Annotated in this window: 22 protein-coding genes; 3 read left to right on the forward strand and 19 right to left on the reverse strand. The window is 39.2% G+C overall.

Annotated elements, in window-relative coordinates:
* Window positions 1–24: 24 nt before the first annotated feature.
* From ACFPU1_RS03435 to ACFPU1_RS03480, 10 genes are all read right to left on the reverse strand, one after another.
* A complete protein-coding gene (locus tag ACFPU1_RS03435; RefSeq protein WP_385938646.1) occupies window positions 25–864 on the reverse strand; it encodes a carbon-nitrogen hydrolase family protein in 840 nt (279 codons plus the stop codon).
* Complete coding sequence (gene gpsB, locus ACFPU1_RS03440) at window positions 842–1,150, reverse strand: cell division regulator GpsB (RefSeq protein WP_054637044.1); 309 nt, start codon at window positions 1,148–1,150, stop codon at window positions 842–844. Before gpsB ends, ACFPU1_RS03435 begins: the two co-directional genes overlap by 23 nt.
* Before the next feature lie 106 nt (window positions 1,151–1,256).
* Entirely contained in the window at window positions 1,257–1,820 is a 564-nt protein-coding gene (locus tag ACFPU1_RS03445; protein ID WP_385938649.1) for an SLOG family protein, read from the reverse strand.
* An 81-nt stretch (window positions 1,821–1,901) separates the two neighbouring features.
* A complete protein-coding gene (locus tag ACFPU1_RS03450) occupies window positions 1,902–2,336 on the reverse strand; it encodes a spore coat protein (RefSeq protein WP_385938652.1) in 435 nt (144 codons plus the stop codon).
* A 232-nt stretch (window positions 2,337–2,568) separates the two neighbouring features.
* Window positions 2,569–3,855 (reverse strand): ribonuclease H-like domain-containing protein, encoded by a 1,287-nt coding sequence (locus ACFPU1_RS03455; protein WP_385938655.1) that lies wholly within the window; start codon window positions 3,853–3,855, stop codon window positions 2,569–2,571.
* Window positions 3,845–6,136 carry a DEAD/DEAH box helicase gene (locus tag ACFPU1_RS03460; RefSeq protein WP_385938658.1) on the reverse strand — a complete coding sequence of 764 codons (2,292 nt, stop codon included), beginning with the start codon at window positions 6,134–6,136 and terminating at the stop codon, window positions 3,845–3,847. Before ACFPU1_RS03460 ends, ACFPU1_RS03455 begins: the two co-directional genes overlap by 11 nt.
* 157 nt (window positions 6,137–6,293) lie before the next feature.
* Window positions 6,294–6,503, reverse strand: coding sequence for a hypothetical protein (locus ACFPU1_RS03465; RefSeq protein ID WP_054637040.1), 210 nt, complete (start codon window positions 6,501–6,503; stop codon window positions 6,294–6,296).
* Between the two features lie 129 nt (window positions 6,504–6,632).
* A complete protein-coding gene (locus ACFPU1_RS03470; protein WP_385938661.1) occupies window positions 6,633–8,705 on the reverse strand; it encodes a thioredoxin domain-containing protein in 2,073 nt (690 codons plus the stop codon).
* 169 nt (window positions 8,706–8,874) lie between these two features.
* Window positions 8,875–9,624, reverse strand: coding sequence for a YheC/YheD family protein (locus ACFPU1_RS03475; RefSeq protein WP_385938664.1), 750 nt, complete (start codon window positions 9,622–9,624; stop codon window positions 8,875–8,877).
* A gap of 24 nt (window positions 9,625–9,648) precedes the next feature.
* Window positions 9,649–10,377 (reverse strand): YheC/YheD family protein, encoded by a 729-nt coding sequence (locus tag ACFPU1_RS03480; protein ID WP_385938667.1) that lies wholly within the window; start codon window positions 10,375–10,377, stop codon window positions 9,649–9,651.
* An 806-nt stretch (window positions 10,378–11,183) separates the two neighbouring features.
* Between ACFPU1_RS03480 and ACFPU1_RS03485 the strand changes: the two genes are divergently transcribed.
* Window positions 11,184–11,948: a YheC/YheD family protein gene (locus ACFPU1_RS03485; RefSeq protein WP_385938670.1), complete on the forward strand. Its 765-nt coding sequence runs from the start codon at window positions 11,184–11,186 to the stop codon at window positions 11,946–11,948.
* Between the two features lie 48 nt (window positions 11,949–11,996).
* On the opposite strand, the gene ACFPU1_RS03490 is transcribed toward ACFPU1_RS03485, so the two are convergent.
* Both ACFPU1_RS03490 and ACFPU1_RS03495 read right to left on the reverse strand, forming a co-directional pair.
* On the reverse strand, window positions 11,997–12,869 hold the full coding sequence (locus ACFPU1_RS03490; RefSeq protein ID WP_385938673.1) for a polysaccharide deacetylase family protein: 873 nt from the start codon (window positions 12,867–12,869) through the stop codon (window positions 11,997–11,999).
* A 273-nt stretch (window positions 12,870–13,142) separates the two neighbouring features.
* Window positions 13,143–13,421: a class-II aminoacyl-tRNA synthetase family protein gene (locus ACFPU1_RS03495; protein ID WP_385938676.1), complete on the reverse strand. Its 279-nt coding sequence runs from the start codon at window positions 13,419–13,421 to the stop codon at window positions 13,143–13,145.
* Between the two features lie 264 nt (window positions 13,422–13,685).
* On the opposite strand from ACFPU1_RS03495, the gene ACFPU1_RS03500 reads away from it, so the two are divergent.
* Complete coding sequence (locus ACFPU1_RS03500; protein WP_385938679.1) at window positions 13,686–13,916, forward strand: spore germination protein; 231 nt, start codon at window positions 13,686–13,688, stop codon at window positions 13,914–13,916.
* A gap of 472 nt (window positions 13,917–14,388) precedes the next feature.
* Here ACFPU1_RS03500 and ACFPU1_RS03505 read toward each other — a convergent pair whose 3' ends face one another.
* Both ACFPU1_RS03505 and ACFPU1_RS03510 read right to left on the reverse strand, forming a co-directional pair.
* Window positions 14,389–15,039 carry a CAP domain-containing protein gene (locus ACFPU1_RS03505; protein ID WP_054637032.1) on the reverse strand — a complete coding sequence of 217 codons (651 nt, stop codon included), beginning with the start codon at window positions 15,037–15,039 and terminating at the stop codon, window positions 14,389–14,391.
* 402 nt (window positions 15,040–15,441) lie between these two features.
* Complete coding sequence (locus ACFPU1_RS03510) at window positions 15,442–16,212, reverse strand: SDR family NAD(P)-dependent oxidoreductase (RefSeq protein ID WP_385938682.1); 771 nt, start codon at window positions 16,210–16,212, stop codon at window positions 15,442–15,444.
* Between the two features lie 380 nt (window positions 16,213–16,592).
* On the opposite strand from ACFPU1_RS03510, the gene ACFPU1_RS03515 reads away from it, so the two are divergent.
* Window positions 16,593–16,733 carry a hypothetical protein gene (locus tag ACFPU1_RS03515; RefSeq protein ID WP_157842982.1) on the forward strand — a complete coding sequence of 47 codons (141 nt, stop codon included), beginning with the start codon at window positions 16,593–16,595 and terminating at the stop codon, window positions 16,731–16,733.
* Window positions 16,734–16,807: 74 nt separating this feature from the next.
* Here the strand turns inward: ACFPU1_RS03515 and ACFPU1_RS03520 are convergent, their stop codons facing one another.
* The 5 genes from ACFPU1_RS03520 to ACFPU1_RS03540 form a co-directional block, all read right to left on the reverse strand.
* Window positions 16,808–17,407: a hypothetical protein gene (locus ACFPU1_RS03520; protein WP_385938685.1), complete on the reverse strand. Its 600-nt coding sequence runs from the start codon at window positions 17,405–17,407 to the stop codon at window positions 16,808–16,810.
* Window positions 17,408–17,617: 210 nt separating this feature from the next.
* Window positions 17,618–17,863 carry a hypothetical protein gene (locus tag ACFPU1_RS03525; protein WP_054637030.1) on the reverse strand — a complete coding sequence of 82 codons (246 nt, stop codon included), beginning with the start codon at window positions 17,861–17,863 and terminating at the stop codon, window positions 17,618–17,620.
* A 594-nt stretch (window positions 17,864–18,457) separates the two neighbouring features.
* Window positions 18,458–19,885: a sodium/glutamate symporter gene (locus ACFPU1_RS03530; protein ID WP_385938688.1), complete on the reverse strand. Its 1,428-nt coding sequence runs from the start codon at window positions 19,883–19,885 to the stop codon at window positions 18,458–18,460.
* Between the two features lie 110 nt (window positions 19,886–19,995).
* On the reverse strand, window positions 19,996–20,883 hold the full coding sequence (locus ACFPU1_RS03535; RefSeq protein WP_385938691.1) for a chemotaxis protein: 888 nt from the start codon (window positions 20,881–20,883) through the stop codon (window positions 19,996–19,998).
* A 140-nt stretch (window positions 20,884–21,023) separates the two neighbouring features.
* Window positions 21,024–21,803 carry a SurA N-terminal domain-containing protein gene (locus ACFPU1_RS03540; RefSeq protein ID WP_054637029.1) on the reverse strand — a complete coding sequence of 260 codons (780 nt, stop codon included), beginning with the start codon at window positions 21,801–21,803 and terminating at the stop codon, window positions 21,024–21,026.
* Window positions 21,804–21,922 lie beyond the last annotated feature (119 nt).

Below are 21,922 nucleotides of genomic sequence, written 5' to 3' on the forward strand. Positions count from 1 at the left end.
TCCTTACATCCTTCTCATTCCTCATTACATGCTCTTCTCCCGCCAGGAGTTTCCTGAAAGCCCCTGCGGAGCAAAGGAATCAGGATAATCATGAAAGTATGGAATAGAAGCCCTTGTCTTTTTTATTAATGAAAGATCCATATCAGCGTACAAAATCGTTTCTTGTGCTTCTTGTGCTTTGACGAGAATGGAGCCGTCAGGAGCAGCAGCTTGTGACAAACCGCACGCTCCTTCCCCTATCCGGTTCACTCCAGCCACAAAGCAAAGGTTATCCAGAGCCCTGCAAGGAATCTGTATTTCCCACCTTTTCTTTCCTTCCTGGCTCCATACAGAGGGGCAGATAATAAGCTCTGCTCCTTGTAAAGCAGCAGCTCTTGCTGGTTCGGGAAACTCTAAGTCATAACAAATTAGTAAAGCTATTTTTCCAAACCTTGTATCAAAGGGAGTGAAGTTCCCGAAACCTGCTTTAAAGATATCTTTTTCCTTTCCCCAGAGCATCGTCTTTTGGATTGAGAAAAGTTGCTTCATTTTCCCGTCAATAAAAGAGCTCGTTATGTACAAACCGCTTTCTTGCTGCTCGGGATAAGAAATAACGAGTCCTGCATCCACTTCCCTGCTTTTCACTGCCAGTTTATCCAGGGCATCAGAGATTCTTTCCGGGAGAGCTGCTCTGGAAAACTCATCTTGAGATAAATGATACCCGCTTAACACGAGTTCAGGAAAAAGGATAAGGTCAGCCCCTGCTGAGGCTGCCTCCTCTATAAATTGAATGCATGTCCTTACATTTTCCTCCACTTCTCCTGGCTGCACATTCATCTGCACCATGGCAGTAGAAAGAAGCTTATTCATATAACTTTTTGCCAAACACTTCTTTCTCCAGGTTTGACAACCGTTTTAAAATATCATAATTCGTGCTTCCGGTAGTCTGAGCTGGCTCTTGTTTTGCTTGTTGTACAGGCCCTTCTGAAACTGGCTGCTTTTTAAACTTACTTACTTCTTTTTCAAGCTCATCAATTCTTTCCTGGAAAGCTTCATAATCCTGGATAATGGTATCTAAGTATTGATCAACTTCATCTTTGTTGTAACCTTTCATGCTTGTTTTGAATTCTTTATCTAAAATATCTTTTGCGCTTAATTTAATCGGCTGCATATCGTTTCCCCCGCCCCTGTTTTAATCATAAAACGTTCACTTTATATTTTTTCAAAAGAATGAAAAAAAGTCAATTTGCTCTTTCCCTATCTTTCACATTATATCTTTATTCCCAATAATCACGTAGTCTTTCATCTTCTTCCTCCACCGTTTGCTGGAGGTCATCAGGCGTAATAAAGTAAATGGGATATTCCTTATGAGCAGCTTTGATTTCAGCCGCCTTTAAGTAAAAGGAAGGCGTACCAGGCTGTTCTTCATGATAGAGGAGTAAAAGGCCGTCTGTTTTTGTAATAATAAAGTCATTTTTGGCTTTTAACTGGGCCGGACCCTCATATTCTTTTTTAGAGATGACGTCAACAAAATCAGCTTCTTCCAATAAAAGCTGGTACTGTTCTTGCTGATGCTCATTCCATATCTGCTCCTGGTTATAAAAAGGAGCCAGAATGGCCAGTTTAATATGCGAGTACTCCCTTTTCAGCTCACTCACCACTTCTCCTGCCCACAGCTCAACTCCCGGCTGTCCTGATATAACTACCCATGTCAGTCCTTCCTCAATGAAAGAGATGAGTTTCCCTTCAATAGTCTTTTTTATATAATGAATTTCTTTTGCATCCTGCTTAAAAATACCTAATTCATGAGGCTTGTAACCACTTACAGCTAAAACGTCCATCCTTCTCCTCCTGAGCTTGTCTACAAAGTAAAGGAAACATAACCGGCATAGAAATAAATTATGCCGGCTTGTTGGTATGACTTAAAAAAACTTTGGCCTATTATGGCATTTAGGTCCAGGCATATGGGCTCCAGCTACCTGTGGTCCCATTGGTCCTTTTTTCCCTGGCATATGGGCTCCAGCTACCTGTGGTCCCATCATCCCTGGCCCTGGCATGTGGGCTCCGGCTACTTGCGGTCCCATCATCCCTGGCCCTGGCATATGGGCTCCGGCTACTTGAGGGCCAGGCGCACCTGGTCCGGCAACAAAATGCTGATGAGTAATTTGATCTACCGCAGATTCAGTATGCGGGAACGAATGAAGATGCTTATAGTTATGATGCGTTACATTCGTCGTGTGGCTTGGGTGCACTTCTGGAACAATATACTCACAGCAATGATGTTTTACGTGACACTTAGTTGGATGCATAACAGTCGGCAAAACTTTTGGTCTTGGTCTGTGGTGTCTTCCAAACATGTTCATTGACCTCCTATATCAAGTTACTATCAACCTATGTAGGAGCCGGTGAACTTGTACTAGGGAATTCACCTATTTTCAACACTTTCTTCATTCGGCGAGCGACAAAAACTACGTTTTTCCCTAAAAATTGACTTTTCTTTGTCAATTAAAGAATGATTAAAGGGAAATAACACTTTTTTTGCGCTTACCCGGGAAATATCAATGGGCTTGCCTCCAAAATATTTCCTTGCTATCTCTTTTTTATTTTTCCTTCAAGCCTGTTGATCCGTTTCGTAAATTCCTCTTTATTGCCCAGTGCCTTATGACTTTTTACGATTCGCTGTCTTTCCTTCCAATATTCAAGGGAGCGCCAGGTATAATAAAGAGCCTTTTCATAGTCTTTTCTGCTATGCTCGTAAATTTTTGCAAGCTCTATAGAGGCTTCTGAGACAAAGAGCCCTTTACGGTCCTCTACCTTGTGGAAATAATACACTGCGTTTTCCAGGTCTTTTTTCTTTTTATAAAGCTTTCCAAGGTAATATAAAGCTTCAGCATTTTCGCCTTTGCTGAATTTTTCTGCTTTATGGAAGCATTGTATGGCGTGGTCGATATTTCCAGTACTCTCATGCCAGCGTCCAACTTCCAAAGCCTCACGTTGATCCGTTCCCTTGCTGATTATTCGCTTGGAAATATCAATATACAGAGAAATTAAAGATAAAACATCCCACTCATTGTGAGTCAGGATTCCTTTTATAATCTCTGGGTGCCCTTCTTGTAAATAATCAAAATACAGCATTGGAGCAAGGTATCCAGGAGTATCATCCAGCCTTTTGAATTGCAGGATTTCTTTTTCAACCTGAGACAGCTTACATGATTCGAGAGTATGCTTAAAAAGCCTCCTCGCTCCATGTAAAAGATCATAATGTCCAAAAGAAGGCAGCTTTGGAACCTCATTTCTGACAAATGTATGTCTCGTTTTAACCTGAGGCCAGTCAAAGGACTTGCCATTATAGGTAACCAGATGATCTAACGAGGATACTTCACTCAGGAACGTATGGTACAAAGCAACCTCCGCTTCCGGTCCGGGGAGAAAATATTGTTTGACTGTGACCTGGTCCTTTTGGACGCATGCTGTCCCTAAAAGAAAGATAGTATTTCCCGCTCCTCCGCTTAAGCCTGTCGTTTCCGTATCAAAAAATAACAGCTCTTCAGGATTCATAAAAGAAGGATTTAAAGGGTGCTCACATGCTGTCGTCTTCCACTGCTGAAAAACATCATACAATTCTTTAAACTGATATTTTCCATGGAAATGAGACAACGGATAGACGACCTTCCGTAACAGCATGTATTCTCCATCCAAAAAACGAGGATACGTATCAAATCTCTCCCATATTTCCCGGTGAGAGACTTCCTTTTTTTCCTTATCCTCCTTGTCGGTTTCTTCACGAGAGAAAACAGATCGCTGGTTATCTTTGCTACTTATTTCTTTGGCACCAAGATGAGATTGCATTCTTTTCAACTTGTTTTTAAGACCCATTGATGCCCTCCTTGAGCAGTAAATTCAGTAAACGAAGAGTGAAATTTTTGGAATCTTCCCCAAGGTTTAAATCTGAGCCCACACAGGATGGGCACCCGCTTTCACAAGGACAGGCCTTAATCAGCACCCTGCATTCTTGAAGAATCGTGTCAAAATCCTTATATACCTGGTCAGACAAACCAATACCTCCAGGATAACGGTCATATAAAAAAATGGTTGGAAGCTCTGAATGAGTAGCTTTCATTTGAGGAACAACATGCAGGTCACTTTGGTCGCACATGACATGTACAGGAGCAACGTGCCTTAATACATTTGCTGTCCCCATCAGCCCCTGTTCCAAAGGCTCCCTTCCAAATCTTTCCAAAACATCTTTTGAAAAGCTTATCCAGCAGGAACTGGTATGAAGCTCCTCCTCAGGCAGATGAATGGGACCCGAACCAATATTTTCAAAGGTAGAAAGCTTAATTTTCTTAAAAATGGTAGCTTTGGCGTTCACCATCACATCTCCAAATCCGCTTTCAAAAGAAGGAGAGAGGGAGTTTTTATCCATTTCCAGCACCTTGAGCTCAACAGCTAAATTTGCGTCGGTATAATACTCAACCTGTACTTCTCTAACATAAGCTTTCTTTTCTTCCCAGTCTAATTCTTCTACTTGGTATTGAATCCCTTGATGAAGATAAATGGCTTCATCATGGAGAAGAGTCATTGCGCTGAAACGATCCATTTCCCCAATCACTTTCACATTTGCCACATCAGACTGATCAATAATAATGACGTTTTCCTGGGAAGCTGAGCGAAGACTGATTCCGTGAGCCGGAAAAGTGTCATTCATCCAGTACCATTTCTTACCCCGGTGGTGAAGGACCTGCTCTTCTTCCAAGTATTCAAGAACCTCTTCAATTTCCACGCCATCGAAGGTTTCTCCTTCCTGAAAAGGAAGCTCAAAAGCCCCGCATTTCAAGTGGTCTACCAATATAACAAGGTTATCTGGGTGAATGCGGGCGGTCTCAGGACTTTTTTCAAAAAAGTAATCAGGATGCTGAAGAATGTATTGATCCATCGGCGTGGAACTTCCCACAAGCAGAATCAAAGATTCATCCTTCCGTCTGCCTGCTCGGCCTGCCTGCTGCCAGGCACTGGCAATGGTTCCCGGGTATCCAGTCATGATACAAACTTGAAGCTGGCCAATATCGACACCTAGTTCCAGGGCGTTCGTACTCACTACTCCCATAATTTCTCCCTGGCGAAGACCATGTTCGATTTCCCGCCTTTGTTTCGGCAGGTAACCTCCTCTGTAGCCACGGATCGTTTTCGGTCCCAGCTGCTTTTTCACCAGCTCCTGGAGATGACTTAAAATAATTTCCACTCTAACCCTGCTTTTGGCAAACACAATCGTTTGAATTTTTTCTTTTAAAAACATGGCTGCCAGCCTGTTCACTTCAGAAGTAGCACCTTTGCGAAGATTAAGAGCTTCGTTGACTACGGGGGGATTGTAAAAAACGAAGTGTTTTTTTCCCCTTGGCGCTCCATTATTATCTATAAGAGCCGTCGGTTTTCCAGTTAATGTTTCAGCAAGCTCCTTTGGGTTGGAAATGGTTGCGGACGTACTGATAAATACAGGATCGCTGCCATAGTAGTTCGCAATTCTCTTTAAGCGTCGAATGACATTTGCTACGTGACTTCCAAACACTCCTCTGTACGTATGAAGTTCATCGATCACAATGTACTTCAGGTTCTCAAATAAAGATACCCACTTTGTGTGGTGAGGAAGCATCGCTGAATGAAGCATATCAGGATTGGTAATGACGACATGGCCGGCTTTTCTTACAATCTGGCGGATATTGGGGGCCGTATCACCATCATAGGTATAGCTTTTTATTTGTACGCCCATTTCATCAATGATCTCATTAATTTCACTCTTTTGATCCTGGGCAAGTGCTTTTGTTGGAAAAATATATAACGCCCGGTTGTCTTCATTGTCAAGAATCGATTGAAGCACAGGAAGATTGTAGCACAGCGTTTTTCCTGAAGCTGTCGGAGTCACCGCCACAAAATTTTCACCTTCTGTTACCGCTTTGTCATAGGCTGATTTTTGATGAGTATATAGCTGGGTAATTCCTCTGTTTACCAGCGCTTTTTTTAACCTTGAATCAATGGTTTGGGGAAAATCTTCCGTTTGGGCCGGAGTTTCATCAATCGTATGCCAGTAGGCAATGTTTTCACTAATTTCTTTTGTCTGTTTCATATATGTGATTAATTCACGTAATGTTTGTTTTCTCATATACCGCTCACCTCTAATGCTTTTATTGTAGCGAATATATGTTTGACTTTCTATGAAAAAAAGAAAAAATCTTAATCTATCGATCTTTTTCTATATTGATTCTCTAAAACAAAAAAAAGCCGCCAATCTCAGCATTTCCACTAAGAACAGCGTCTTTTTATGATGGGTTTCTAGTTTTGTTCATTGCAGTCTTCATTCTAATCGTTCTTGGACCTTTCTCTTTTTCTAGAGAAAGCTGTTTTAATCCTATTCTTTCTTCATAAAGAGTAAGTAATTCTTGATTGTTCAGCCGAATGAGCAGGTCACGGGGTATGCCGCAAAAGATCTCAAGGGAAGAAACCATATCTTCACGCTGGATCGTTTTCACCTTTTCGCCTCCTATGAAAATTATTCTTCCTGTCTCATTCTACTCCTCTAAACAACAGAATATTCTGATATTTGTAAGTGAAATTGTCCTAAGGAGCGGCACGCCTCCAACCCCTTAGGAAATACCAAATTAATCTTTGGTAATCATCTTGATTCCTTCTTCCACAGAAGTTATTGGTTGTTTACAGACAAAGTCTTCACAAACATACAACGTGGGCTTTTCATTGTCAGGTTCAAAATCCCGAATAAAGGGGACCACTTCCCCTAAGGGCTCTTTTTGTCCTACGATATGAAAGGTAGATTCAGGATGATAATTTTGCTGAAGCTCTTTAATTAATGGCTCATAGTCCTCTTTTCTTTCCCCGGTAAAAAGTACTATTTCCTTCATGGGCATCCTAGGAAGGAGAACGCTTATCATAAAGTAAGCATGACCGGCTGGGTACCTTGCCAGGGATGGGGCGAAACTTTCCTGAAGCTCACTTACAATTTTCTCGTAAGTTGTTTCCCCGGTCAGTCTGGCAAGCCTGAGGAATTGTACTGCAGCTACGCTTCCACCTGCCGGCATTGCTCCATCATACATTTCTTTAGGGTTTACAAGAAGCTGTTCCTGGTCTTTACCATAAAAGAAAAAACCACCGTTTTCAGCATCCCAGAATAATTCAATCATATCATCCGCAAGCTGTTTGCTTTTGGCCAGCCATTGAAGCTGCTGGGTTGATTCATACAGTTCAATATACCCCCATAGTAGATTAGCGTAGTCTTCGATAAAACCAAGATTAGCTGTCTCGCCGTCTTTATAGCGAACCTTCAGACGACCATCTTCAAATAAATTCTCATCAAGAAAGACAGCAGCTTCCTGAGCTGACTTTGTATATTTACTTTCTCCAAAAGCACGTCCAGCTTTCGCCAAGGCTGCAATCATCAGACCGTTCCAGGAGGTCAGTATCTTATCATCTTTGTGGGGACGCACTCTTTTATTCCGGTGTTCAAAGAGAGTTTTTCGAGCTATATTCAGTCTTTCATTTACTTCCTCTTTACTGATGTTATATTCATCTGATAGATACTGAGGATCGAAGCGAAGACTGTTAGGAATCGACTTCCCTTCAAAATTCCCTTCCTCTGTTATATCATATGCTTTACAAAACAGTTTCCCCTCTTCCTCCCCCAGTACGTCTTTCACTTCCTTTGGCGTCCAGACGTAAAATTTTCCTTCCATTCCTTCAGAATCTGCATCTTCTGCCGAATGAAACGCTCCTTCTGCTCCTTTCATGTCCCTTAGGACATAAGAAAAAATATCCTCGGCAGCTTCTTTGTAAAGCTCTTTTTTATTCAATTGCCATGTTTCAACATAAGCAGAGGCAAGAAGAGCATTATCGTAAAGCATTTTCTCAAAATGTGGGACAAGCCATTTTTCATCAACAGAGTAACGGGCAAATCCTCCACCTAAGAGATCATGAATGCCCCCTCTATATATGTTTTCTAAAGATTTTTCTGTCATTTCAAGGGCTTTTTTCTCTCCTGATTGTTTGTAATACATTAGTAAATATAAGAAGTTCTGTGGAGATGGAAACTTAGGAGGAGCTGAAAACCCGCCATTTACAGGATCATACTTGCTTTCTAGCTGCCTGTAAGCATTATGAATAACACTTTCTGGAACTGTTGCTTTGCGAAGGATTTCCTGGTTTTTTTGAAGGGCTTCTACTGCCTGTTTCCCGATTCGATTCACTTTTCCAGGATTGTTTTTGAAGATATCCGAAAGCTGTGTAATGACATCAATGAATCCTGGCCGTCCGTACCTTGATTCTTTGGGGAAATAAGTACCTGCGTAAAAAGGTGTCTGATCTGGATTCAAAAAGACATTTAGCGGCCAGCCTCCACGTCCTGCCATGGATTGACATACACTCATGTATATTGAATCAAGGTCGGGTCGTTCTTCACGATCCACCTTAATTGAGATAAAATGATCATTTAACAGTGCTGCCAACGCTTCATCTTCAAAACTCTCACGCTCCATAACATGACACCAATGGCACGTTGAATATCCTATACTTAAGAATACTGGTTTGTTTTCTTTCTTTGCTTTTTCAAAAGCTTCCTCGCCCCACGGATACCAGTCCACAGGATTGTAGGCATGCTGCTGTAAATAAGGGGATTTCTCATGGATCAGGCGATTCGGTGTTTTGTTTTCGCTGTTTGTATTCATAAATTCCTCCCGATGTCTTCATAGTTTAATTTTCTTTACCCTTGGCTTGACCCTTTTTAAAACAAAAAAAGAGCCACTGAATTAAGGCAGCGGCTTAAATCCTCCCTCCATTTCATGTAAGGGCTTAATTTCTAGATTTATTACATCAAGAACTATTTCTTCCCTTCCCTTATTTCTTTTTCCGGCTCACTCTTTTAAAATACATAATCCGTTTATATTGCGTTTTATCTTTTAAGCTTCGAAAGCCCCCTAATAAAGGCCAGCGATTCAATTCAAAGATATAAAGGTTATCTTTTGGATCCATGCCAATATCGACCCCAAAAATTCTTTGACCGGGAAAAGAGGTCCCTAACGTCTTAGCCGCTTCGAGAGAAAGACGTTTAACCTCCATAATTTTTGCGCTTTTGTTTTTTATATTTATCTGAGAAAGAGCCCTATCAACTGACAGAACCCTCCCATTGTTTTTTCTATTGGTAACTTTAAACCCACGGCCGGCCTGGCGCACAATTATTCCGTTAACGACCCAGGGATCCTTTCTGCATTTTCTTTGGACAATAATTCGAAAATCAAAACGGCGTTTTTTTATTTTAGCTAGACTTATTTCCTGCTGGATGATGAACCTTTTTTTCTTTGATGCTTTCCGGATATATCGGTACGTGGAGTTTCTACTTGAAAAGACTTTATATTTTTTATTTAAATGAACATAATACTTTCCGTTACGGTTGGTCACAAAATATATTCTTTTTCCTTGCTTTCCATTGTTAGGTTTAATGACAACAGTTTTGTACTTTTTTACCATATGCTGAAAATTTTTCGAATTAAACATTCTGGTTTCAGGAAGAGAAGAGCGAAGGCTTTTATTTTTTCTCATTGCTCTATACATTTTATATTTATTTCTCCCTTTTAAACGAACGGCCATATTGTTACCAACCCTTCCTTTCACTTATTTCTTTTGTTTAAATCTTTTCATTCTTCTTGATTGACCTGGAGAAAACCCTTTGAAAGAAGGATTACGGTTAATTTCAAAGATATGGAGTGAACCATCTTCTTTAATGCCAATATCAATGCCATAGATTCTTTTTTTAGGATAATACGAGTTCAGGGATTCAGCTGACCTTATGGATACTTGTTTCAATTTCCTTAAAAGATCTTCATGCATATAGTCAGGAAAGCTGCTCCTTTGCATAGCTTCTTTAAAAGTGAAAACACTTCCGCCTTTACTGGCATTTGTTACTTTTCTCCCGGCACCAGCGACTCTTACTTTATAAGCTGTCGCTACCCACGGAGAACGAAGGGTATTTCTTTGGATGATTACCCTCACATCAATAGGTCTTTTATGAATCTTTGCTAAGTTAATCCTTTTTTGAATAATGTAAGGCCTTTTGCCTATTCTTTTTCTCATGAACTCATAAACAAGGTCACTGGTAGAAAAATAGCGTTTCTTCCTGTACAACTGGACCACAATCTTCTTTTTATATTCTGTAACAAAATATATATTTCGAGCTTGCAAACCATCATTGGGCTTTATAACTATTTGCTTATATTTGGATAACATGTTTTGAAAATTATTTCTGTTCCAACGTTTTGTAAATACTAGATAGGGTCTCACCTGCTTTGTTTTTTTCAGAGCCAAATACAATTCCCATTTATTTCTCCCCCTTATTTTCTTCAATGCTTACCCGTCCTTTCTATAGCTCTCCTTACATGTCCTTTTTTAGTGTATTGGTAAGAAGAGTGAAAAGGCAGGGTATTTGAACAAGGTATTTGATTCATTTTACCTTTCTCTTTACTGCCACCAGTAAAACTCCGCTGAACCTGACCCATCCCCACTATTCTCAGTAATCTTCCAACAGATCAGCTATTAAACAGAATATAAATAACTATTTTTATCAAAGTAAGCGTTTAGCCGGTTCAAATCTTGTTTGCCTTTCATTTACTATGTTAGAACTTCCAAGGGAGGTGAATTTCATGGGACTTCGCAAAGGTAAAAAGAAAAAGAAAAAGTAAAAAGCCTTATAACTGAGAGGATATGAGCCATTTGCCCTTCTACCTTTTATTACAGCTTACTAACTTTGTGCACTCTGACCACTCAATTTTCAAACCTAGCAGTCTTTTATAAAAAAGAAAGGATAGCAATATAAACAACCAATTTTTATAGAATAAACATTTAGCCGGATCATTTCCCTCTCAAAAATCATTAACTATTTGTAGATAACAAGAAAGGAGGTGAGTCAAATGGGACTTCGTAAAGGTAAAAACATGAAAAAGCATGCAAAAAGAGGCATGAAAAAAGTTTATTTAAGAAACTTTTTTAAAAGAAAGCATTCCAAATAGTGTGTAAATCCACAGGACTCCTGACCCAATGGGGTTAGGAGTCTTCTCTGTCTGCTGTTATATTAAAAATTAGTTGCTATTTTATAATGTTTTCCACGGTAGAAATCCAAAAGGGATAATTCTTGAAAGAGAGGTTACTCACATATGAAGGTTACGAGAAGTAAGTGGGACATTTATCGTGTATTAAAAGAGAACAAAGAACTGCGTCCATACCTCCCTAAAACTAGACTTTTTTCCAAACAAAATGTAGAAACTTTTTTGAATAGATACCAAAAAGTAATCATAAAACCAATTCACGGAAGGTTAGGATATGGAGTCATCAAATTATCTATGCTGCCCAAGGGCAAGTACAAGCTGGAATTCGAAGATTACTATGCAGTTCTTCCTACTAAATATCAGATGCATAAAGCCTTAATTGAGAAAATCGGTAAAGAAAAATATATCATTCAACAATATATTCCTTTAGCTAAGATTAACAAACAGCCAATTGATATTCGTGTCATGCTGCAACGAAGTGCAACTACAGACTGGACGATTTGGACGATCACAGGTAAAGCCGCAAAGATTGCCTCTCCAGGGTACGTGATTACTAATTCTGCCACAAAAGTACTTCCTGTAAAAGAAGCAATCATGCGTTCTAATATAAAAAAGAAAACACCAAATAAAACAACCTCTGAAATTAACCGTGTTTCTCTCAGAACTGTTGAACAACTTTTTTCCTATTCCACTAAAAACTACTCAGCTATTGGATTAGATATAGGAGTAGATAAGAAAGGGAATATATGGATTATAGAAGCGAATTTAAAACCAAATACTTCTCTATTTCGTTTATTGAATAATCCTAAAATTTATAAAAGAATAAAAGCATATAAACAGAAATGGAGGCAATATAAAAAAAGCAGAGTATAACCTCCATTTTATCAGTGGAGGAAACTCTGCTTCTTCATACAACAAAGATTATCTTTGGTATGGAATATTTAATAAGTCCGGGACGGTAACGAACTCATAACCTTGCTCTTGTAAAACAGGGATGATTTCACGAAGAGACTCAATGGTTTCTGTTCTATCCTCTTCTGCCGGAGCGCCGTCATGCATCAAAATAATCGCTCCAGGATGGATGTCTTCAAAAACATTCTGGGCAATTTCCTGAGGGCCAATGTTCTGCCAGTCTAAAGAATCAACGGACCAGGCAATGACAGAGTATTCCAGCTCCTGCAGTTCTTCAACTAATTCATCATACAAAAATCCGTATGGAGGGCGAAATAGCGTTGTCCGGTAGTCAATAATGTTCGCCAACGTATCTTCTGTCCGTGTCACTTCATTAACCAGTGTTTCGATATCGCCTTCTTCCACTAGGTCCGGATGCCAAAATGTGTGATTTCCCACAACATGGCCTTCTTCTGTAATTCGTCTTGCAAGCTCAGGTGATTCTTCTGCTCTTGCACCCATTAAGAAAAAGGTTGCCGGTACATTATATTCAGCTAATACATCGAGAACTTCTGGAGTAAACCTTGGATCCGGGCCATCATCAAACGTTAAAGCAACTCTGTTTTCTGTGGTTGGTCCATGTAAAAATACTGTATCTGGATAACGGGCCTGCAGCTCATCAAGTCCCAAAGGCTCCTGAACACGCTGATCTGCTTCACTGCCACCTTTAAGCTCAGGGATACCTTGCTCAGAATCCCTTGCTTTATCCTTTTTCCACCACCACTGCACCTCTCCATTTTGTGCCGGTGTATTTTCCTGTGCCAAGCCTTCACCAGCTAAAAATCCAACACACGAACAAGTTAATACAAAAAAAAGCAGGATAAAAATGATATTCTTTTTCATAGATCTGCCCTCTTTTCTTCTAGTCTTGAAATTAGTTTATCTCCCCAGTGCAGCCCTATTCACTGAAAATGGGTGTGCTGGTTTATTGATGTAAGTCAGCAAAGGCATTATTTATAAAAGGGGGGAAAGGTACATACCTGCTTGCAGCTGCGCGTTTGCTCAAGAAGGGAAGATCACTCAGCCACACCAATTGCCTTATTTATGACGATAAACATGATCTTGTTGCCAAATCATCTGGTGTCACCGCTCACCGATAGAGCCCTGTTAAAGCTTTTAAAGTTCTTTAAACCTGGAATAAACCGTAGTTAAAAAATTCAACTCTTCATCTTTAGTCCTCAGCCACTCATGCATTTCTTCTCCATCCAATAACACAAAGGCGTCATTTGATAGAAAAGCCTCACGATCTGCAATTTCACTTTGTATTTTATTTATTTGATACAAAAGAGCCTCCTTAGCTTTGATTGAATCTTGTTGGTTTGAAATAACAAATTGATCAACCTCCTCTTTTGTATGTGAGCCATTTAACAACTGTAGAATATCCTGTTTTTCCATCCTGCTTTTCACCCTTTCTCTTTCTCTTTCTCTTTATCTTTTGCATAACTAAACCGCTTATTCTTACTCACTCCAAGACAGAAATAAATTTAAAAAGGTGTAACTGTTACCTCGTCCCGTTTTGTCTGAAGGATAATCTTATGCTTTCTTTGCGGCCAATATTTACTACTATCAATTACGCACCTTTCCCAGGAAAGAAAACCACTCCTTTTTTAAAAATGATCATATAATAAAAAAACAAGAGAATAGCCAGGAGGGTTATATATGGGCAGAATAAATATCCGAGTAAACAATATGGGTGATAACAGCTCCATAAACTTTGGTAACACTGTACATGAGGAGCACAAGGCATATGAAAAATCTCAAGGGGGAAATCTCGTTGTCGGGGAATGGGCGAAGCTAGTTGCCAAGAATAAAAACAAGTTAATTGATCCTGATGGAAAAGATATGACAAACATAGAGGTTACTTCTAATTCAAATTCTAAAAATGATTGAGCCTTTACATAGGCTCTAGATTTGTTACAAAAATTTGATTTTTTATTATGGTGCCTGACACCCGTATTGGTTGTAACACTATTATAACAATCGTAGAGTTTGCGAAGAAAAAAGCTGTTTTATGGTTCACTCAGATTCTGAGTCCCACGCCACCCTTGCCTTTATCACAACAACCTCCACCGTTCTGGACTTGAGCCACTGGAACGTGTAAACATGCCGGGTAAACAATAAAGGTAGGACGAAATAAACATTTCGTCCTACCTTTATTTGTCACTACCATGATAGATGATGAAAGACGCTCAGGAACAAAGCGGCAGAAATCGGTAACCGTTATATATGTTATATCCTTATTCAATATACATTTCATAATGAAGATATCCTACGGTCTCCGGCCACCACAAGATAATATATTAAGGAATATACATTTTTCTCATTAGTTCAATAGCGGGCTTTCCTTTGTAAAAAGGAGCCGTTACTGTGCCACAAACATTTGAGTCCAGTATGACCCGTTCGCTCCTCCTTCGACGTACCCTACTCCAATATGTGTGAAATCCGAGCGCAAGATATTATCTTGGTGCCCAGGAGAAGCCATCCATTCTTCTACTACTTGTTCTGGAGAGGTTTGTCCTGCAGCCAAGTTTTCCCCTGCTCCTTGAAAATCGATTCCTTGAGAAATCATCATATCAAAAGGGCTTCCATAGGTTGGGCTATTATGAGAGAAATAACCTTCATTCCTCATATCCTCCGACTTTAAGTGGGCTACTTTAGATAGTTTTTCATATTCTTCCAAAGGTTCCAGTCCGTGATGATCCCGCTCTTCGTTAGTCAAGCGAATAACTTCTTTGACAAAGCCTCCTTGGCCTCCTTCCGGTGATTCGTCATAAGTAGGGGACTCTTCTGCACTCTCTTGATATGGAAGTTGAATCACTTGTTTCACGTAGATAACCTCTGCATCAACGATATCTGGGTTGACCTTCAAAATATCTTCTATCGTTACATCATGCTGCTGAGAAATACTCCACATTGTATCCCCGGGTGCTACTGTGTGAGTTGTTTCTTCCTGCCCAAAAATTGTTGTGGGAATAAGTAAAAATAGAGCTATTATCCAAAACACTTTTGCCACTTACCTTCACCTCCGTAAAGTGAAAAAACAAGTCTAAAGATCTTAAGACATACAATCATAAAAGTTTAAAATGAAAAAAATGGGATTGTTTCTTCATTCTAGTATACTATTTTTCTTACTATATCAGGAAAACTTCTCTTGATTTTCACCATTTTTATGGTATTTACACAGTAATTCCCTATTTCTTCCTATTGTTTTATAAATTTTTCCCCTTGTTCCCCCCAGTTATTCTATGAGACTCGTTTCGAAGGGGCGAAGGTCCAACTTAAAATTCCACCTCGCTATGTACACCCTGCCTCCGCCTAACGACCACAGCGCTTTTACGTATGCCAACCACATTATACTAAGAGAAGGGAGGTCCCTTCTCTTCAAAGTTTTTAATACTATTTCCATCTTACAAATTTAAGAAGCGCCCATTCCCCCATCAATTCGATACTGGGCCCCGGTTATGAAAGCACTGTCTTCTGAAGCGAGAAAGAGAACAAGCTTTGCAATTTCGTGTGATTCCCCGTATCTGCCAAGAGGAATAGCCCTTGCCAGCTCACCTTTTGCTTCTTCAGCATGTCCAGGGTTAAAGCCCTCTTCCAAAGACCGCATCATTCTCGTTTCTACAGGAGACGGATGAATAGAATTCACACGAATATTATGAGGGGCTGCTTCAAGTGCTGCTGTTTTCGTTAAACCAATCACTGCATGTTTTGAAGCTACATAAGGTGCAACACCTGGACTCCCCATAAATCCTGCAACAGAAGAATTATTTATAATACTTCCTTTTTCTTGTTTCATCATGACTGGTAATACGTGCTGTAGGCCTAGAAAAACTCCCCGTACATTTACAGCCAAGGTTTTATCAAAGTCCTCAATATCTTGATCTATAATTGGTGCCACTTTCCCTTCAATTCCCGCATTATTAAAGAATACGTCAATCGAACCAAACTCATCCAATGTTTGCTCCACGTATTTTTTTGTGTCCTCTTTCTTTGACACATCAGCCTGAATTGCAATAACTGTTCCATGTTCTTTCAATTCTTTCTCTGCGCTGACAATTAGTTCTTGATTAATGTCAACAATGACTACTTTAGCACCTTCTTGTAAAAAATACTCAGCAGTAACCTTGCCGATACCGTCGGCTCCACCAGTAATTAATACTACTTTATCCTCAAAATTTCTCATTTTAAACACTCCCCTTACTATTTTTTCATTTCCTACAATTTTCTGAAGTCATATTAAAATTAACACAGCTGGCGTTTTGATTTTTGTGAGGATTGTCACTCGTTTTTATTCTTACTACTATTCTCTTAATAGTTTTTTTGCTACACGAGTTGCTCACAATAAAAAACGCAGAAGGTTTGTGCACTCTGCGTTTTTTATTGAAGCGAAATAAAACTGGTTTATTTAAGAGTATGGTAAATAAGTGATTACTTCCTGAACGTTCTCTTTTTGCAGATTCTTTATGTTACAAAATTTTGTCAATTTATATTTTTTGAATTTTCTGCCCAAAATGTTTAACAAAAATAGTATGATGTATGTATGTTACAAAGGAGGTGTGCCAAATGAAAAAATTTCTGTTTGGTGGTCTAGCTATAATTATAGGAGCCGTTGCTGTTCTTGCCTTAAAAAATAAGGATAAGGAAGGCAAACAAACTGAAGGAGAACAGTCCTCAGTTTGGGTCACTCAAGAAGATGTAGCATAGTAATACTTAAAGATACATGAATAAGAGAAGGTGCTGATAAAAGCACCTTCTCTTATTGTCAATTTTATATCCATCTACTCTTGGGTTCCCTGCAAATGTTTTTGAATAAAAGCTTCTGTTTTTTCTTCATTGAAATAAACTTCATAACCCTTTTTCTGGTAGACTTCTTGCAATGTACCGTTGGAGGAATCCCCGGCAAAAGAAATTTCTCCTTCGATCTCTATTACCTCCAATTCAGTTGCCTTTTCTTCGAGCACTTGAAGTACCATCTCTTCATACCCAGGGTCCTGGATGTTTCTTTTTATAGTTTCAATCAAATATTTTTGTAAAGGTACGAGGTGATTACCTTTTACTTCGAATATAAAATTTCTATCCTTACCGGCGTCTGATTTTAAATACAGGTTGTCGTCTTTTGTGAAAACCGCTATACATTCCCTGTACTTTCCTTCTCTGTTTATCTCCTTTATACAAAAGAAATCGAACCCTTCCTTGGCAGTAGATATTATTTCTGGTACAAAATCTTTTATACGAGAGATTTCACCTTGCAAATTTTCAATATTTTGTGCTTGTCTCTTATTTTCTCGTTCCAGTTTCATCATTTTTTCGTTTCCCTTTTGAAAAACTGAACCTGATATTTTGTCTTTGAGATCATTTATTCTTTGATTTAGATCCATAATCTCTACACTCCCTTATTCCTGCTAACTCCTATCTTAATGCTTTTCTTTTTTTCTGACTACTATTAACATCATACAGGCTATAATTCCTCTTACCCACTATCTGTCACAAAGAAAATATACGAATATAGCAGTAACAGTAACATAAAAAAATTCCTGGATTCATCCAGGAATTTTCTCAGATAACATATTTATAGAAAAATAATAAAGTCATTTTCCAACCAGGGTTTTCAATTGGGAAAACGTGCGGTTTACCCAATTTTCTTTCATTGCTGCCTCATCTTCTGAATCGGTGAAAGCTATGATTTCTCCAAATCGGTTACATTTACCGTACACGGTCTTACCTACATAAATATCTTTAGGAAGTTCATCAACAGGTGCAATAATTTCTTTTTCTCCAATGACCAAAACAGCATGTTTGCCTTGAACAATTCCTTCAATATGTCCCTGTACCATGCAGGTACCCCCTTTTTCTTCTTTTCTTGCTATCTAAGCTTTCTTCCAAGACCCATCTGAAGAAAAAAAGTGAAACTCTCACCTTACCAGTTCGATTTAAGATACCCTAATTCCTTCTTTCCTTTCCTTATTTTTCATTTAATTTGAAATATTTGTTTTATTATCAGACTTCTAAGCACATATCCAATAGAGCTGCCTACCAAAAAGAAACCTGCACTTCATAAGCGCAGGTTTCTATCCAATTCAAAAAGGCGGGGATAACCCAGCCTTTTGTCTTGTTATTATCTATTTGTCATATGGTAATCGTTAATCATTTCAAGCACAGTCTTCTCTTCTTTTACCGGGGTAAATCTTCTCTCGTTTGTCTTCTTTTCTGTTGTTTTCATTTTGTCTCTCTCCCTTTTAATTAATTTTCTGTTTTTTTTGTTAATTTTATTATATGACGTTGTTATAATACAGTCAACAGTTTTTTTGAATTTTATATAACAAATTAGCGGTATTATTTTTTGTTTACTCATTCTGTTACTTAACACATTGTTTGTTATTCACAACGTGTAATAATACATAAAAAAAGCCACCCGGATAACGGATGACTTATGATTCTTCGGTTGATTTTTTCTTTCCAAAGTAAAGCAGACCCACTAACAGCCAGGCAACCATTAAAACGGCTGCGATAATTAAAACGGTTGCTGGACCAAACAAGATAATGAGCGGTACTGATGAAGCAGTAAAGAGTCCTCCTCCAACAATAATGTCCAGAAATAATTGTTTATAGCCAAAGCCTTTTAGAGCCGGGCTTTTTTCTTCTGGGTCTGTAATGTTAATCATTAACAGCCCTGCAGCCGACATCCCCATAGCTTGGGCAAAATCTCCAATAGCCCTCTCAAACCAATAGTCTGGCATTATACGAGGAGCAATATATAGTAAAGCTAATACATTCCACAAAATTGCTGCAACAGACATAATGATAAATGGGATAAGGTATTCACCAATCACTGAAACAGAAAGAGTAGCAAGAGCGGAAACAATGAGTAAATCAAGAGCAAACCCTTGAATCCTGGAAATCATTTCCCCGTCAATGGTTCTGTGCTTAATAAATTTGTCCATAAACAACTGTACCACTACAGCACCTATCATTGCCAAAGGGAAGAGCGGCAAATAACTCATCAGTTCTACTCCAGTGGCGGGCCCCCATGTAAATTCTTCTAATAAAATCAGGCCTTCCAGCAATAAAAAACCAATAAGTATGGCAAGTCCTATATAAGCAAAATGAGCTGTTAATGGTTCAATAAATTCAGGCCGAGTCGTTTTCTTACCCGCTGATTCCTGGTTCTCTGCTTTGATAAGTCCCACTTTCTTTTCTTCGGAAAAGTTCTCCGGGTTATCAATTATTTCAGTTCTTCCTTTTCTTGCTGCCCAGTTAACGAGCACCATTCCAATAATAACACCTGATAGTACTCCAACTGTCGCAAAACCAACTGCTAAATCAGTCCCTTCTTCAAAACCAACCGCTTCAAAAGTTCCGGATAAACCTGCTGCAGTCCCATGACCGCCAACAAAGCTTATTTCAAGCAAAGCACCTGCTAAAGGATTCATACCAAAAACAGGTGTCAAAAAGAATAATACCAGCGATATTCCAACAACATATTGACCCCAGGACAGAAAATGAGCGAAGGTTATTTGCGGACCGGCTACATTCCACACTTCCTTTACATGAGGAATGGTTTTCCCTAGAAATAATGAAGCGAAAATAACATTAATAAGCAGTTCGGGGAGTACACCCCAGACTTCAAGAATTGGTTCAGGAAAAAGGCCTCCCTCATGCACGAGGTTCACCTCACCTGGAACAAGCAGCCCAATCACTTCAGGGCCAAGAAAAAGAGCAAGCAAGCCTGCAATAATAGAGCTTGGTAAAAAAATTTTTTGCAAGGGGGTGACATACACTCTTATGAGCTTTCCAAGGATCAAAAAAATACCCAAGAGCAAAAAGCTAAAACCCACTACATCTGGTGACAAATCCATAGTTTCTTCACCTACTGTATGAAGTTTGATATCTTTTTTACTCTTTCCACTAGTTTTTTTTAGTAAAACCTATTAAAGCCTGACAAATAAATCGCCAGGCTTCCATGGAATTACTCGATGTGTTGATCTATTGTTTCTACCAATTCAACAATTTCAGGTTTGCTGATTTGAGCACTTGCTCCTACTTTTTCTCCCTTATGAAATAAATCCTCGGTAATCAACGAACTAAAGATAATGACAGGCAATTCCTTAAGCTTTTGGTCCCTTCTAATTTTATAGGTTAAATGATGCCCATCCATTTTTGGCATCTCCAAATCAGTAATCAATAAATCACAATGGCTGCCAGAATCGAGAAATTCCCATGCATCCTGGCCATTTTCAAAAAAGCTCAATTGCATGTATCCGGCTTCTTGTAATGTATCCTCAAGCATCTTACGCAGAATAGGCGAATCCTCAGCTATCACGATTTTTTTGCTGGAGCGATCTCGTGGTTCTAGAGCCTTTAATTGATCCATATGTATACCTACTTGAGGGGAGATTTCCATTAAAATTCTTTCATAGTCGAGTAACAAAGCAATCTCGTCTTCCAATTTAATTACGCCTATCGTTTGAATGTGAGATCCTTGAGAAAGTTCACTAGGTTTTTCTATTTGCTCCCAGGAAATGCGATGTATTCGCGATACACTCTGGACATGGAAAGCCACCTTTACTTTATTCAGTTCTCCAATAATAAACTTGTCCTGGTTAGGCTCCGGTGAAGGAGGGTACCCCAGAACCTTCGCTAAATTAACCACAGGAATGACCTCTTGCCTTAAACGAAACACTCCTTCCACGTACTGGTGATGCTGTGGGGTTTTTGTGACAGGAAGTGGCTGGATAATTTCTCTAACTTTTAATACATTTATTCCAAATGTTTCCCCACCTACCTTATACATGACTATTTCCAATTCATTTGTTCCACTTTCAAGGAGTATATTTGATTGGCTCGTTTCCTTCATACCCTCACTCATCCTTTTCATGTTAAATGTATCCTTAGCTCTTCTACAGACAAACAGAAAAAGCTTCTATGAGTAATATCGGCTTCCTATTTAAAAATTACATAAAAAAAGAGCAGGTTTTCCCTGCTCTTACCTTAATACTAAATATGAACCTCTACATCGCTTTCTTCGCGCAAGCTGTTGACTAGCCCTTGTACTTGTTCGGACTCATTTTGCTGCCTGATTTGGTCTTCAAGGTCTTCTCGAATTTCATCAAGTTCAGGGGCATCGTCTCCCTGCATTTCAGCAACCTGTTCATAAACCTCTTCTACTTCCTCATCAGAAACATCTTCCTGCTCAGTTTCTTCTTCAATGAAACGATCTATTTTCAGTTGCTCACTAATGTCTTGTCTGAGTTCTTCTTCATCAAGACCTTGCTCTTCAAGGAATGCAATATACTCTTCCTCATCATCCAGCCCAGCCTGTTCTCTTTCCTGCTGAAGCTGCTCGTCCACTTCTTCATCTGTTACTTCATAGCCTTGCTCTTCAGCAGCTTGAGTAAGCAGTTCTAAGCCAATTAGCTGTTCTAACGTTTGATCAATAAGCATTTGTTCACTTTCTTCATCTTCAGGATCTATGCCCTGCATTGCAGCAGTTTGAAGGGTGAATGAATAAATCTCGCCAAATTGTTCACTTGAGATCGGTTCTCCGTTTACTTCGGCCACAGGATCTGGAAAGTCATCCATGTCAGGCTCATCCGGAAGTTCCATAGCTTCTTCATCTTCAAGCTCCATTTCTTCACCTTCAGGGGCCTCCTGTTGTTCTTCTTGCTCTAACTCTTCATCTGTTACTTCAGGTGAATCAGTATCATCATCTCCACAAGCAGCCATAACTGTTACAGAGATTGTCATTGCAGTCGCTAAAATCCATTTTTTGCTCAAAAGGATTCCCCTTTCTTTTCGTGTGCTGTTTCGTATTGTAACATATTCAACTTCTTCTATGTTTTTCTCAATTGTGATGAAGTTGTAACATCCGCGTAACAAAGGAATTATTTCATAGT

Origin of the sequence: Thalassorhabdus alkalitolerans (genome assembly GCF_042656525.1) — a bacterium.
Lineage (GTDB): Bacteria > Bacillota > Bacilli > Bacillales > Marinococcaceae > Thalassorhabdus > Thalassorhabdus alkalitolerans.